Origin of the sequence: Ruminococcus flavefaciens (assembly GCF_900116855.1) — a bacterium.
GTDB lineage: Bacteria > Bacillota > Clostridia > Oscillospirales > Ruminococcaceae > Ruminococcus > Ruminococcus flavefaciens_R.
The window spans coordinates 36,405-50,857 of the sequence record NZ_UETD01000008.1 but is presented as its reverse complement, the minus strand read 5'-3'; the positions used below and the strand labels follow the sequence as shown (position 1 = coordinate 50,857).

Below are 14,453 nucleotides of genomic sequence, written 5' to 3'. Positions count from 1 at the left end.
GAACTCCCTTTGCTTTTGATAATGTGTTAGCGAATACTTACAATTGGAGGGATATAAATGTATCTTCAGGTGAAAGACGTTAAGAAAAGCTATGGTAAGGATACAAGCTACATTCAGGTGCTGAAAGGGGTTTCCACGGGACTTGAAAGAGGACAGATGTGCGTCATCCAAGGCACAAGCGGCTCGGGAAAATCCACGCTCCTTAACTGTATCGGCGGACTTGATACTATGGATTCGGGTTCGATAAAAGTTGATGGGACCGAGATATTCGGGATGAAGCCTGCACAGCTTTCGGATTATCGGCGTGATAACCTTGGATTTATCTTTCAGTTCTATAATCTTGTACCAAATCTCACTGTCAGGGAGAATATACAGATATGCCGGTATATAGCTGAAAAGCCTCTTGACATAGATGAGCTTCTCGAAACTCTCGGACTTACAGAGCATCAGAATAAATTCCCTGCACAGCTTTCGGGCGGACAACAGCAGAGATGTGCTATTGCAAGAGCTCTTGTAAAGAATCCCAAGCTGCTTCTGTGCGATGAGCCCACAGGTGCGCTGGATTCAAAAACCAGCCGTGATATACTTGTTCTTCTTGAGAAAATAAATGAAAAATACGGTACTACAATGCTGATAGTTACTCACAATAATTCCATAAAGAATATGGTGCATAAGGTCATTATCATAAAGGACGGACTTGTGAAAAAAGAATATGAGAATGAAAAGAGAGTTCCTGCCGCAGAACTGGAGGACTTATAATGAATAAGATACTCAGCAAACGGCTTCTGCGTGATCTCAGAACGAATTTCGGAAGATATGCCGCACTGCTCCTCCTTATAGTGATGGGGATATTTCTTGTAGTTTCGATAGTCGGTTCTGCGGAAATGATAATTCGGGGAACTGAAAACCACAAGTCGGTGAATATGGTGGAGGACGGTCAGTTTACGGTATTTGTGCCGCTTTCTGATGAGGATATATCCGAGCTGACAGCTGACGGGACGCAGATAGAGCCGATGTTCTCTCTTGACCTTAAAACAAAAGATAATGAAACTCTCCGTATGTTCAGGAACAGAGAGATCATCGACCTCATACAGCTTGACGAAGGAGAGCTTGCTGCAAAAAACGGCGAAGCTGTCATTGAAAAGGGATACGCCTCCGCACATAATATCCATATCGGTGATACGGTCATAGCAGGCGGAACAAGCTTTACTGTCACCGGTATAGGCTCTGTCCCCGATTACGATATGTGTATTGCCAATTTCAGTGATACTGCCGTTGAAAGGAGCTCTTTCGGACTGTTGTTCACAACCGCTGAGCAATATGATGAACTGAGATCGGCAGACGGACTCAATGCGGAGGAATACACCTATGCCTACCGTCTGGGAAATACTTCAAATGATGAACTAAAGGAAAAGATAAGGGACATAAAGATAACTCCGGAATCGGTCAAGGATAAGTATTTCCGTGAAACGATCGAAGAAATACTTGATGAACGCAATGAGATAGAAAACGGAGTAAGCAAGCTCAATGATGGAGCAATGGAGCTTTCCGAAGGACTTAAAAAACTCAGCAGTCATAGTTCGGAACTGCGTGATGCGGCAGATAAGCTGTTTGAGGGGTATCTCGCTCAGGCGAATACATCGCTTGCAGCAACGGGACAGAATATCGTTCTGACCGAGGAGAACTATCACGACACTCTTGAAAAGCTGACTGCCGCCACACATTCGGAACAGCTTTCTGCTCTGATGAAGAGTCTTGATGATATATCCGAATTCAGGAATGGGATATCCGAATATACAGGGGGAGCGGATTCTGCGGCTGAGGGCTCTGAGGAGCTTTCTGACGGCGTTAAGGAATTCAAAGACAAAACAGACAGGCTTCTTGACGAAATATTTGATGTAGATATCGAAAACCTGACTTCATTTGTTACTGCGGAGGATAATATCCGTATTGAAGGTGCGGCAGGAGATATGGTAATGGATAAGAATGCAGGTCTTATCGCAGGCGTTATCGTTCTTGCACTGTTTGCCTATGTTATATCAGTATTCGTAGTTCATCAGATAGAGCAGGAACAGAGCGTTATCGGAGCTTTGTATGCACTGGGCGTAAAGAAGAAAAACCTTATGCTTCACTATATCACAATGCCTACCCTTATCGCTTTTATAGCAGGCGTGATTGGAGCAGCTCTTGGATTTTCACCGCTGGGAGTCAGCACACAGGCTCAGGATTCGTACAGCTATTTCTCTATCCCCGAATTCAAAACGGTATATCCGCCTTATCTTATCGCTTATGCGGTGATCCTTCCGCCTGCGATATGTGCTGCTGTAAACGCTTTTGTGATCAACAAAAAGCTCTCAAGGACAGCTCTTTCTCTTATGAAGAACGAGCAGTCAGTAGGCAGTTACAAGCAGTTCACACTTAAAACAAAGAGCTTCCCAAGACTGTTTGCTATTCGTCAGTTAGTCAGGGAATCACGTTCTGCGGTGACGATGATCTGCGGGATGCTTGTTGCGATAATGGTCGTTATGCTGGGACTTGACTGCTATGTGATGTGCAGCAATGTCAGGGACTATACTGTCAGCGACACAAAGTACGGATACCAGTATCTGTACAAATATCCCGAGAAAACAGTCCCCGAAGGCGGAGAGGCTGCATATATCGAAACTCTCAGTACAGACTGTATGGGATATACACTTGATGTGACTGTTATCGGCATTGACGGTAAAAGCAAATATTTCGATGCCAGACCCGAAAAAGGCAAGACAAAGGCTGTTATCAATTCTTCACTGGTGGAGCGTTACGGCTACAAAGTGGGCGACAGAGTTGTGTTCAGCAACTCCGCAGCAGACGCAGATCACAGCTTTACTGTGACCGGTATCAGCGAATATTCCGTTGGCTTTACGATATTCATGGACATTGGAAGTATGCGTGAGCTTTTCGGGAAGGACGAGGACTACTTCAATACAGTTTACTCAGATAAGAGGCTGGATATTGACGAGGGCAGACTGTACTCGGTCACAACAAAGGAAGACGTAGAGAGAAGTGCAAGCGTATTTGTAAAGCTGATGTTCTCACTTGTGGTAACATTGATCGCCGCAGGAACAGTGGTATTCTGCGTAGTGATGTATCTTATGCTGGGGGTCATGATAGACAGGTCAGCAATGGGCATATCGCTTATCAAAATATTCGGCTATCGTCCGAAGGAGATACGGTCGCTGTATTTGAACGGAAATCTTTTTGTAGTTGCAGTAGGAGCAGCAATTGCCGTGCCTCTCGCAAAAAAGGCTATGGATATGATATTCCCGAGCTTTATCCCGAATGTTGCCTGTGCTATGAAACTTTCTTTTCCGTGGTATCTGTATGTAATAATATACTTTGCTATCATTCTTGTTTACACAGTCATCAACAGCCTGCTTATAAGAAAGATCAGGAAAATATCCCCTGCGGAGATACTAAAAAACAGAGAATAAATATGGAAAAGAGCTTATACAGCTATGTATAAGCTCTTTTTGATGCATAAAAGCTGTGAACGCATTTCAAAAATGATAATATTTCTCTTGACAAACAGCAGAAGATGTGATAGAATGATAATCAGATTATCGATAATACAAATATCAAAGGAGTGAGCTGATGTCTACACCTGATAAAAGCATTGATCCGAGACTGCTTGCGAGTGCGGAGGCTGAGTTCAATAAAAACGGCTTCATAAAGGCTGAACTTAAAACTATCTGCGAGAACGCAGGCATTACCACAGGTGCGCTGTATAAGCGATATAAGGGCAAGGAGGAGCTCTTCTGTGCTGTTGTTGACGGCATAGTTTCTGAACTGAATGACTTTGTTGAAAACAGATCGGATATCGACTTTTCTGCACTGAGCAATGCTGAGATCATTGCATCATGGACTATGACCTATGAGTCGTTTATCCCTATGTTCAGGCTGCTTTACGACAACAGGATCACATTTGTCCTGCTTATTGACAAAGCCGCAGGTACAAGATATGAGAACTTCAATCATGATTTCGTGACAAAGCTGAGTTATGCTTACGAAAAATTCTACGACGAGGCGAAAAAGCGCGGTCTTGCCAAAGCTGATGTAACGAGACAGGAGTTCCATGTTCTTATCTCATCATACTGGACCTGTGTGTGCGAGCCCTTTATCCATAAAATGTCGTGGAAAAAAATTGAGGAGCATTGCCGTGTCATGTGCAGATTTTTCAACTGGAGAGATGTCATTCTGCTGAAAGGAGAAGATGATGTTTAAGAAAGTCAAGCCCTACATGGGCGAATACATAAAATACACCTACGGAGCGCTGGCGGTCATGTTTATTGCACTGATAGCGTCAGCGGTGCCGTTTTTTCTGGTGTATCGCATAATAAAGCCGCTTCTGGAGGGCGAAAAGCTCTCCGCAGGCTATTATACTTGGCATATCGCTTTTATTTTTATATGCTTGTTAGCATATGCTATCTTATATGTTCTGGGACTTAAATTCTCCCACATATCCGCATACAATACGCTGAAAAATATCCGCATATCCCTTCAGAAAAAGCTGGAGCGTCAGCCTCTCGGAACGATACAGGATATGGGGAACGGCAGGATAAAAAAGCTGTTCACCGATGATATCGAACAGGTGGAAATGCTCCTTGCACACGCAATTCCCGAGGGCATTTCAAACCTTGCAATGGCGGCGATAGCTATTATCTGTATGTTCTTTGCAGACTGGAAACTGGCGCTTCTTTCGCTCTGTTCGCTGCCTATCGGAATGTTTGCAATGGGCATGATGTTCAAGGCAGGCATGGAGCGTATGAATGACTATTATGCGGCATCTGCGAAGATGAACGCAACCATTATCGAGTACATCAACGGCATGGAGGTAGTCAAGGTCTTCGGACGTGACGGCGAGTCCTATCAGCGGTACGAAAAGGACATCAAAAGCTACCGTGATTTCACCCTTGAATGGTACAAGATATGCTGGCCGTGGATGGCTCTGTACAGCGCTATTCTCCCTTGCGTGGCACTTGTGATGCTGCCTGTGGGAACACTGCTGGTCATCAACGGAAGTTCGACCTTAGCGGACCTTGTGCTGGTGTTCTGCCTTTCACTTTCTGTGGGAGTTCCAATACTGAAAGCGCTGAACTTCGCAGGCAAATTCCCACAGCTCAACTACAAGATAGACGAGATAGAAAAGGCTATGGACAGTGAGCCTTTAAAAACTAAGGATAATTCGTTTATCGGTAATTCAAATATCGTTAAGTTTGAAGATGTTCACTTTGCCTACAAGGAACAGGAAGTTCTTCACGGTGTTTCACTTGAATTAAAGGAGGGCTCGCTTACTGCGCTTGTGGGAGAATCGGGAAGCGGCAAATCCACACTTGCAAAGCTGCTGGTGCATTACTATGATATAAACGGCGGAAAGATAACTCTCGGCGGACAGGACATCACCGACATGAGCATAGAGGCTCTGAATGACCGCATTTCCTACGTTTCGCAGGAGCAGTTCCTGTTCAATACCACGCTGTATGAGAATATCCTCATGGGCGACCCGAAGGCTACCCGTGAACAGGTGCTTGAAGCTGCGGAAAAGGCTCAGTGCAGGGAATTCCTTGAGCGCCTGCCTGACGGCATAGACACTATGGCAGGCGACGGAGGCAAGCAGCTTTCAGGCGGTGAACGTCAGCGAATTTCACTTGCAAGAGCAATACTGAAAAATGCTCCTGTGATAGTTCTGGACGAAGCCACGGCTTTCATAGACCCCGAAAACGAGGAGAAAATGAATGCGGCAATTGCTGAGATAATCAAGGGGAAAACTGTTCTCGTCATTGCTCATCGTTTGCAGACTGTCGTGAATGCGGACAAAATTTGCGTGATGAAAGACGGAAACATAATCGCTGCGGATACACATGAAAAACTGCTGGAAAGCTGCGATGAGTACAAAAAGCTGTGGAGCAGCAGCGAAGCGAGAGCAAGCTGGACTATCGGAAATGAGGTGAGAGCATGATAGGAATGATAAGGCGTATCCTCGGCATTTCGGGGAAATACAAGGGCAGAATTTACGGTGCATTCGTGCTTTCATTTCTGAAAGGAATGCTGATGAAAGTGCCGATAATCGTTATGTACTTCATAGCGGCGGCATTCATCGACGGAAATATTTCAAAGCGAGCCTGCATTTATGCGGCGGTCGCACTGGTGGCAAGCGTAGCAGTACAGGCACTTTTCCAGTACCTTGCCGACCGTCTGCAAAGTGCGGCAGGATATATGATATTTGCAGATATGCGAATGAAACTGGGCGAACATCTTCGCCGACTGCCAATGGGATTTTTTACAGAGGGCAACATCGGCAGGATAAGCTCCGTACTTTCAACAGACATGGTTTTCATTGAGGAAAACTGCATGATGGTAATTGCAGACATGATGAGTTATCTGTTCTCGCAAGCTATAATGATAATCTTCATGTTCGCATTTGACTGGCGGCTGGGACTGGTCTCACTGCTGTTTACGGGTATCATCATCACTATCGGTATACCAATGCAGAAAAGCGATCTGAAGCACTCCGATGCCCGTCAGGAAGCCTCGGAGGTGCAGACTAAGGCTGTACTTGACTTCACCGAGGGTATCGGAATAATCAAGACTTACAACCTCCTTGGTGAGCGTTCAAAGGAACTGACCGATAGCTTTGACACAAACTGCCGTGTGAACCTCGGCTTTGAGGAAGCCCATATGCCATGGAAAACCTCTGTGTACATAGTCTACGGACTGGCAACTGCGGCGGTGCTGGCTGTGTCGGCGGTGATGTACAGAAACGGTACTCTGCCGCTGAATTACTTCATCGGAATGCTGCTGTTCCTGTTTGATATGTTCGTTCCTATCCGCACATTCTACGATCAGGGAACAAGACTGACGGTCATGAATGCCTGCATGGACAGGATAGATGCACTTTTTGCAGAAAAGGAGCTTGACGACAGCGGTACTCAGACTCTTGCGGAGAATAATTCTCCTGAGATAGAATACAGAAACGTCACCTTTGCCTACGACAAAAAGGACGTTCTGAAGGACGTTTCGTTCAGTGCTGAAAAGGGAACAATGACTGCTCTTGTAGGACCGTCAGGCGGCGGTAAATCCACAATTGCAAGCCTTTTCGCACGATTCTGGGATATTCAGTCGGGAGAGATACTTCTGCGTGGCACGGATATACGAAATATACCGCTTTCTGTGCTTATGGACAACATCAGCATGGTGTTCCAGAGGGTGTATCTGTTCCGGGATACGGTGTACAACAATATCGCACTTGGCCGTCCTGATGCAAACCGTGAGGAAGTAATTGAAGCTGCGAAAAAGGCAAGGTGCTACGACTTCATCATGGAATTGCCGGAAGGTTTTGACACTGTTATCGGTGAAGGCGGAGCGTCACTTTCAGGCGGTCAGGCACAGCGACTTTCAATCGCAAGGTGCATACTGAAAAATTCGCCTATCGTCATTCTTGACGAAGCTACCGCAAGTGTGGACGCTGACAATGAAAGCTATATCCAGCAGGCTATCTCCGAACTGTGCAAGGGAAAAACGCTCCTTGTTATCGCACATAGGCTGAATACTATCGCTCATGCTGACAGGATAATGGTGATAAAAGACGGTCAGATAGCGGAAGCAGGTGATCACGGCAGCCTCATGGCTAAGGACGGTATATATCGCTCAATGGTGACTAAACGTGCAGTCAGCACAGGCTGGAGGAATTAGACTGCGAGCGCTCAGTGCGAAATACAGGCGATCACTGAGATCCTGTCAAGCACAGCATCTGTCTTGAGATCATCGAAAAAGTCATCATCGTACCACGGACGGCGTTCGTGTATCTTACCCTTGATGAAAAATATCAGTCCAACAGAGAAAAGAATCAGCAGTATGATACCGATGATCTTCAATGTCTTATGACCTCTTTTTCTTATTTGTTTCCATTTCTGACCTTTCCATTCTGATATTCCTTATCCATCAGAAGAACACAGCAGAGCATGATACACGGAAACACAATACCGCATAAGATACCCCTGTGCAGATCGCTCCCCAATAAGGCAGACGCTTTTCCTGCGATCGTCGGACCGGCACAGCACCCAAGATCGCCTGCAAGCGCCAGTAATGCAAACATCAGCGTTCCACCGTTTCTGAGCCTTGCGGCTGAGAGACTGAAAGTTCCCGGCCAGAATATCCCGACTGAAAATCCGCACAGCATACAGCCGATCAGCAGATAGCTCCCAACGCATAAAACAGACGATGCGAGCATTACCTTTTGCAGCGGTATCTTCTCCCCAAATTTGCCAAACATCGCTCTTGCACTGCCCATACATATTGCAAATCCCATAGTCCCGATCAGGTCTCCTGCGGATTTTGAGATGTGCAGTCCCGATTCGGCAAATGCAGATGCCCACTGACTGACCGTCAGCTCACAAGCACCTGCACAAAGCATCATCAGGCAGAAAAATAGGAATTGTGGTGTTCTTATCAGTTCGGCAAATCCCGATGCTTGTCCTCTTGTTTCGGATAGTGTGGCAATGGGTACTTTCAGGAAAAGAATAAAATTCAACATCGGTACGATCGACCATAATGCGGCAAGAATGCGCCAATGCTCTATTCCTGCGATAGCAAAAAATACAGTCGATAACAGCACAGTAGCCGCCTGTCCCCAACAGTAGAAGGAGTGGAGCAAGGACATCGCAGTCTCTTTGTTGTCTGTCGGACAAGCCTCGACGATGGGGCTTACAAGCACTTCGAGAAGTCCTCCGCCGACTGCATACATCGCTATGCAGATCACAAGTCCTGCAAAGGGTGACGGGAGCTTGTCTGGCAAAACTGTCATCAGCAGAAATCCCGATGCAGACAGGATATGTGCAAGCTGCATAGATACCCGATAGCCGATCTTGTCCGCAAAGGCAGGAGCAACTGCATCAACTGTAAGCTGAACGGCAAAATTGATCGTTATGAGCCATGTGATCTGTGCCAATTGGATACAGAATTCCGACCGAAACCGCAGAAACAGCAGCGGTACAAAGTTGTTGACGATCGCCTGTATCACATAGCCGATGAAACAAGCAGTCAGTGTTGTTTTATATGTTATATTCTTAATGATCCTCACCTCAAAACGATTTATCAAGCAGTTCAAGCCCGTAGGTCTTTACATCACCGTTCACTGCGTCAAATATCCATTCACCGATGCTTCTGTCGTTTCCGAGCTTGTCAAACACATTTGCAGAGATGATCGTATGCTGGGTGTTGTGGGTGTCGCCATCCTCTCCGCAGCTCCAGATATAAATACCCACATCGGGGATATTCGTCTGCAAGCCGTTTACCATTTCTTTCAGATCGCGCTGGAAGTTATCGCCAAGCTCTTTGGTCTTATCCATTTTTCCGCTGTCGATATAGGACTGATACTGCATCAGGGTATCATCACGATAGAGCGCTTCACGCAGACAGTCAATGATGAACTGATGTGAGCGTTCATTGTGCTGATCAGTCAGTTCCTTCCGCAATTTGCGGTATTTCAGTCATTTTTCGCATTTGGAATGGTAATATACCTTTTTAACAACAAAATGGATTCCCCTGCAAAACTCACATTGCTTGCGCTGATCGCAGTTCTTCCAATATTCGGAGCCTTTCTGCTTGCCTTTACACAGAGAAACCTCGGTCATCGGAATATGCAGAAGAATATGGACAGGATCATAAAGAATACGAAAAAAATGCTCCCGCAGGACAGCACCGTTACAGAAAAGCTGTCAGGTGATATTTACTGTACCAACGATTTGCATAGCTGCCTTATGATGAAAATCGGGATATCCAATAAAAATTTGACTTTATGTAAATAAATAAGATGAAAAATGATGAATATTTAGATATAAATAAGACCGTTTCAAAAAAAGCTTGACTTTTATTTGTCACTGTGCTATAATTTTTGATTGTTAGGATATACTAATTTATATTTTAAAAAAAGTATATAATAGAAGCACAGCATTAATACGTTGATGGCGTAAATTAGCGATATCAACAGTTTTGCTGCGAAGGAATATTGTATAATATAAAGTTAGCATATTATAACGAATTGCATTTTTGGCTGAACTGCCTTTCTTCAGTGAGCTCTGTCATTTTAAGCAACACATTGGTGAAACGGTCTGAGCTTGACAGATATCATATCAAACTCGGATCTGTGCATCAATAAGATATGGAGGTATTTATGTCACTTTTAAAAATGGAAAATGTCGTAAGACGATACGGAGATGAAAGCAATGCTGTTTATGCGCTCAATGGAGTTTCTCTTGAAATCGAGGAAAAAGAGATAGTGATAATTTTAGGCTCATCGGGTTCGGGAAAGAGCACACTTCTCAACATCATCGGCGGTATTGATGTAATGACCGACGGTAAATTTGTTTTCATGGGCAAAGAGATGAGCGGCAAAAAGAGCAAAGACCTTCTTATGTACAGACGTGAAAACATCGGATTTGTATTTCAGTTCTATAATCTTATTGCAGATCTTACGGTAAGAGAGAATATCAAGGTCGTTGCTGAATATTGCAGTTCTCCTCTGGATATTGATGATGTTATGAAAACGCTGGGAATAAACGAATTTGCCGACCGTTTCCCTAATCAGCTCTCGGGCGGTCAGCAGCAGCGCGTAGCTATCGCAAGAGCGGTAATAAAAAATCCTAAGCTCCTGCTTTGCGATGAGCTTACAGGCGCGCTGGATTCAAAAAGCTCGGGGGACGTATTGAAATTCATCGAAAAGATCAATGCCGAATACAACACAACGATAATAATAATAACTCATAATAATGAGATCGCAAGAATGGGTGATAGGATAATCAGGATTCATGACGGAAAGATCATTTCAAATGAGATAAACACAGCAAAAGTCAAGGCAAGCGAACTTGAACTTTGATCATAGAATATAGCGAGGGTTAAAAATGCTTACATTAAACAAAAGATACATAAGAAGCATCAAGAAGAATTTTTCATTCTACTTTTTCTCTTCGCTTCTTACGGCAGTGGCTATATGCCTTTTTTTATGCTTCCATGCGGGAGTAAACGGCGAAAAAGCATATATAGACGATATAAGAGAGAACTACTGCGTCGAAGACGGTGAATTCACACTTCCTGTTTCGCTTGATGAAGATGCTGTGGCTGAACTTGAAAACGAAAAAAACGTTACTGTTGAGAAGAACAGATATGTTAATTTCGAGGACGAAAACTATGCTATCCGCTGCTTCTCAAAGACAGAAAAGGTGAACAAATACTGCGTGACAGAAGGTTCGGATGCTGAGAAGGACAACGAGCTTCTTATCAGCAGGAATTTTGCGGATGCCAATTCGATAAAGCTCTCTGACAGTATAAAGATATTTGACAGGGATTTTGTTGTTAAGGGATTTGTTGAGCGTCCCGATTATCTGTTCATGCTTGAAAATCTTTCGGACAGCTATCATACCGACTCGGAATTCGGTATAGCTGTAATGTCTGATGAAGCGCTTGAGTCTCTTGGCGAAGAAATATCGGAGTATTACTCGATAGTTTACAATGATAATGATGACGTAAACAGTGTTAGAAGATACATCTATGATGAATACGGCACACTTACATATATGCCTGCTGATATGAACAGGAGGATCACAATGCCTCTTAATCTCTGTCAGCAGCTCGGTATGTATGCGAATTTGATCCTTCCCGTCATCCTGCTCATAGTTATTATCCTTACTGCCGTGGTATTAAAGAGACATCTTCTCAATGACGCAAAACAGATCGGTGTACTTCTGGCGCTTGGTATGAAAAAGTCTCAGATATACCGACATTATATGCTTTTTGCGCTTATACCCGCGGCGTTGGGCAGTATATTGGGCGTGACAGCGGCATTTCTCTTTAAAGACAGCGTGGCGTCAATGTGCTTTTTTAAGATAGAAAAGCTTCCTGTGGATTACAGCTTCAACACATCGGATATACTGATGTCGCTTCTGTTCCCTGCGGTTCTGTATTGCCTGTCTGCACTGCTTCAGACTATCGGCATAACACGGAAAAACGTTACGGAGCTTCTCAGGAACAGGCTCGGCTCGGGAAAGAAGAGAAGAAACGCTTCTTCTTCAGTAAATACTCCTGTAAGACGAAAGTACATATTCAGGACTATATTCAGCCATTTTTCGCGTACTCTCGCGTTTGCTGCCGGAGTTATCATAAGCGGCATAGTTATGGTTTATGCTCTTTATATGATAGATTCATGCAAGCATTACCGCGATCATGCAGTCGATATAGTCGGAGATTTTGAATATGAGTATTTCCTTGACGACTTCACAGATGATGAACTCCCTGAAAAAGCGGTGGGTTCCGTGGGACTTGCTTTTGAGGTTGAGGGGAGCAACGGCACCTTCAATATCATAGGCGTAGATGATGACCGCTATCTTAAATTCAAGGACGATGACGGAAATGAAGCCGATCTTGATGACGGAAAGTATTACCTCAGCAAAATGGCCTCCATGCAGTACGGAGTAGTCGAGGGCGAGACCCTGAAATTCTTCCAGTCGGCTTCTATGAAGGAGTACGAAGTGAAGATAGACAGGATCATCGATAACGATGTTCAGTGCGTGCTTTATTCGTCCAGGAGTAATATCTGTGATATGTTTGATATCCCCGACGGAATGTACAATGTTGTAATGAGCTCGGATAAGATCGGCTATTCTGACGACGAAGTCACATCAACGATCACCAAAAAGTCGTTCAAGGACCAGATACAGAGCGTTATCGACGGTATTATACCGTCAATGACAAGTACGGTCGTTATCGGCTGCCTGATCTGTATCATAGTTATTTATCTTATGGTAAATATGCTCATACAGGAAAATACGGGAATGATATCGATGCTCAAAATACTGGGTATGAAAAACAGAGAGATCAACAGGATGGTGCTCAATGTTTATTTTGTTATCCTTGTGATATCATCTGTACTTGGCTTGTATCTGGGATATCTTTTCTCTGATTTTTATTTCAAGGGAAATGTAGAAAGCTTCCAGTGCTATATAAGCGCATGGATATCGCCTGTCAGCATAGCGGTCTATTTCGGCTGTATCCTTATCAGTTACTTTTTGTCGCTGCTGCTGCTTCGCCGAAAGGTAGACAAGGTGGATGTAAGCGAGAGCCTCAAGTATAATCAGGATTGAACAGGCTTCGGGATAATGATAAAAATTTAAACAGCTTATGTTATGGGAGATCTGAATGGAATTTGTTGACAAAATATATGAGATCGGAGAGCGTCCTCCGTTGGGGATCGTGCCTCGAAGGATGTATGCGTGGACGATAAGGAATGAACGGCTGGGTTCGCCTGAGACCGCATTCGGCGTGGAGCTGGTTGACGTTCCGATGATACGCGATGATGAGCTTCTTGTTTATAATATCAGCGCGGGAATCAATTACAACGGTATATGGGCGGCAACCGGAAAGCCAAAGAACGTTATAGACAGTAACGGAGATTATTTTGACGAGAAGCAGGATTTTCATATCTGCGGCTCGGAATCATGCGGAATAGTTTATGCAGTCGGAAAAAACGTTAAAAACTATAAGGTAGGAGATATTATCTGCGTCGGGGGCTCGAAGTATTCCTCTGATGATAAGGATATACAGTCGGGAATGGATCCCTGCTTCAGCCCTTCTTATCATATATGGGGTTATGAGAGCAATTACGGAGCATTTGCTCAGTTTTCAAGGGTTCAGGAGTGTCAGTGCGTCAAAAAGGCAGATAATCTTGATTTTGACGAAGCTGCCTGTGCCTATGCAACTGGCGTTACTGCATACCGTATGCTGAATGGCTGGAAAGGCAATACCCTGAAAAAAGGAGATGTTGTTCTTATATGGGGCGGCGCGGGCGGCCTCGGTATATCAGCTATCCAGATCACAAAGGCTCTCGGCGGGATCCCTGTTGCGGTGGTATCCTCCGAGGAAAAGGGCGAACTGTGTAAACAGCTCGGAGCAGCGGGATATATAGACCGCTCGAAGTTTGACCATTGGGGAAGCGTAAGCGCTCTTTCTGACAAGGAGTACCGCAGCTGGATAGCTCAGGCAACTAAATTCAGACGAAGCATATGGAAGATAGTCGGAGAAAAGCGTTCACCTGCTATAGTACTGGAGCATCCGGGCAGAGATACTCTTCCCACATCGCTGTTCGTGTGCGAAAATGGGGGAATGGTAGTTCTCTGCGGTGCCACATCATCGTATATGGCGGATATAGATCTGAGGTTCCTGTGGCTTAACCAGAGAAGGATACAAGGCTCTCATGCAGGCACTCAGAAGGACGCGGCGGAGTACATCAAGCTTGTGGAAAAGTACGATATTCACCCCTATATAGGAAAAAAATATGACTGGAGCGAACTGCCGAAGGCTCATGAGGACTGTGCAAAAAAAGTCTATAAGGGCAAGCTGGTCGTCAGGATTGGAGCGGAATAATAGAA

General features: G+C 44.7%; 11 protein-coding genes. 8 read left to right on the top strand and 3 right to left on the bottom strand.

Features of this window, described 5'->3' with window-relative positions; translation table 11 throughout:
• Positions 1-57 precede the first annotated feature (57 nt).
• From DSZ37_RS09310 to DSZ37_RS09290, 5 genes are all read left to right on the top strand, one after another.
• Positions 58-759: an ABC transporter ATP-binding protein gene (locus DSZ37_RS09310; RefSeq protein WP_109726638.1), complete on the top strand. Its 702-nt coding sequence runs from the start codon at positions 58-60 to the stop codon at positions 757-759.
• Positions 759-3,470 (top strand): ABC transporter permease, encoded by a 2,712-nt coding sequence (locus tag DSZ37_RS09305; RefSeq protein WP_109726637.1) that lies wholly within the window; start codon positions 759-761, stop codon positions 3,468-3,470. The genes DSZ37_RS09310 and DSZ37_RS09305 overlap by 1 nt, the downstream gene beginning before the upstream one ends.
• A 160-nt stretch (positions 3,471-3,630) precedes the next feature.
• Entirely contained in the window at positions 3,631-4,260 is a 630-nt protein-coding gene (locus DSZ37_RS09300; protein WP_109726636.1) for a TetR/AcrR family transcriptional regulator, read from the top strand.
• A complete protein-coding gene (locus DSZ37_RS09295; protein WP_109726635.1) occupies positions 4,253-5,995 on the top strand; it encodes an ABC transporter ATP-binding protein in 1,743 nt (580 codons plus the stop codon). Before DSZ37_RS09300 ends, DSZ37_RS09295 begins: the two co-directional genes overlap by 8 nt.
• Entirely contained in the window at positions 5,992-7,728 is a 1,737-nt protein-coding gene (locus DSZ37_RS09290; RefSeq protein ID WP_109726634.1) for an ABC transporter ATP-binding protein, read from the top strand. Before DSZ37_RS09295 ends, DSZ37_RS09290 begins: the two co-directional genes overlap by 4 nt.
• A gap of 11 nt (positions 7,729-7,739) precedes the next feature.
• Here the strand turns inward: DSZ37_RS09290 and DSZ37_RS17710 are convergent, their stop codons facing one another.
• The 3 genes from DSZ37_RS17710 to DSZ37_RS09280 all read right to left on the bottom strand — a co-directional run bounded on the left by DSZ37_RS17710 (position 7,740) and on the right by DSZ37_RS09280 (position 9,509).
• Positions 7,740-7,910 (bottom strand): hypothetical protein, encoded by a 171-nt coding sequence (locus tag DSZ37_RS17710; RefSeq protein WP_181380290.1) that lies wholly within the window; start codon positions 7,908-7,910, stop codon positions 7,740-7,742.
• Between the two features lie 20 nt (positions 7,911-7,930).
• Positions 7,931-9,055 carry an MFS transporter gene (locus DSZ37_RS09285; protein ID WP_347504543.1) on the bottom strand — a complete coding sequence of 375 codons (1,125 nt, stop codon included), beginning with the start codon at positions 9,053-9,055 and terminating at the stop codon, positions 7,931-7,933.
• Positions 9,056-9,116: 61 nt separating this feature from the next.
• On the bottom strand, positions 9,117-9,509 hold the full coding sequence (locus DSZ37_RS09280) for a hypothetical protein (RefSeq protein WP_242978608.1): 393 nt from the start codon (positions 9,507-9,509) through the stop codon (positions 9,117-9,119).
• Positions 9,510-10,207: 698 nt separating this feature from the next.
• Here DSZ37_RS09280 and DSZ37_RS09270 point away from each other — a divergent pair.
• From DSZ37_RS09270 to ccrA, 3 genes are read left to right on the top strand one after another with little or no spacing between them, the layout of a single operon-like run.
• Positions 10,208-10,909 carry an ABC transporter ATP-binding protein gene (locus DSZ37_RS09270; protein WP_109726632.1) on the top strand — a complete coding sequence of 234 codons (702 nt, stop codon included), beginning with the start codon at positions 10,208-10,210 and terminating at the stop codon, positions 10,907-10,909.
• A 25-nt stretch (positions 10,910-10,934) separates the two neighbouring features.
• On the top strand, positions 10,935-13,169 hold the full coding sequence (locus DSZ37_RS09265) for an ABC transporter permease (RefSeq protein ID WP_109726631.1): 2,235 nt from the start codon (positions 10,935-10,937) through the stop codon (positions 13,167-13,169).
• Positions 13,170-13,224: 55 nt separating this feature from the next.
• On the top strand, positions 13,225-14,448 hold the full coding sequence (gene ccrA / locus DSZ37_RS09260; protein WP_109726630.1) for a crotonyl-CoA carboxylase/reductase: 1,224 nt from the start codon (positions 13,225-13,227) through the stop codon (positions 14,446-14,448).
• Positions 14,449-14,453: the final 5 nt, after the last annotated feature.

Excerpts from the sequence above, each read along its gene's own strand:
- DSZ37_RS09295 (WP_109726635.1), top strand. The coding sequence starts at position 4,253 with ATGTTTAAGAAAGTCAAGCCCTACATGGGCGAATACATAAAATACACC.
- DSZ37_RS09310 (WP_109726638.1), top strand. The coding sequence starts at position 58 with ATGTATCTTCAGGTGAAAGACGTTAAGAAAAGCTATGGTAAGGATACA.
- DSZ37_RS09270 (WP_109726632.1), top strand. The coding sequence starts at position 10,208 with ATGTCACTTTTAAAAATGGAAAATGTCGTAAGACGATACGGAGATGAA.
- DSZ37_RS09290 (WP_109726634.1), top strand. The coding sequence starts at position 5,992 with ATGATAGGAATGATAAGGCGTATCCTCGGCATTTCGGGGAAATACAAG.
- ccrA (WP_109726630.1), top strand. The coding sequence starts at position 13,225 with ATGGAATTTGTTGACAAAATATATGAGATCGGAGAGCGTCCTCCGTTG.
- DSZ37_RS09265 (WP_109726631.1), top strand. The coding sequence starts at position 10,935 with ATGCTTACATTAAACAAAAGATACATAAGAAGCATCAAGAAGAATTTT.
- DSZ37_RS09305 (WP_109726637.1), top strand. The coding sequence starts at position 759 with ATGAATAAGATACTCAGCAAACGGCTTCTGCGTGATCTCAGAACGAAT.
- DSZ37_RS09300 (WP_109726636.1), top strand. The coding sequence starts at position 3,631 with ATGTCTACACCTGATAAAAGCATTGATCCGAGACTGCTTGCGAGTGCG.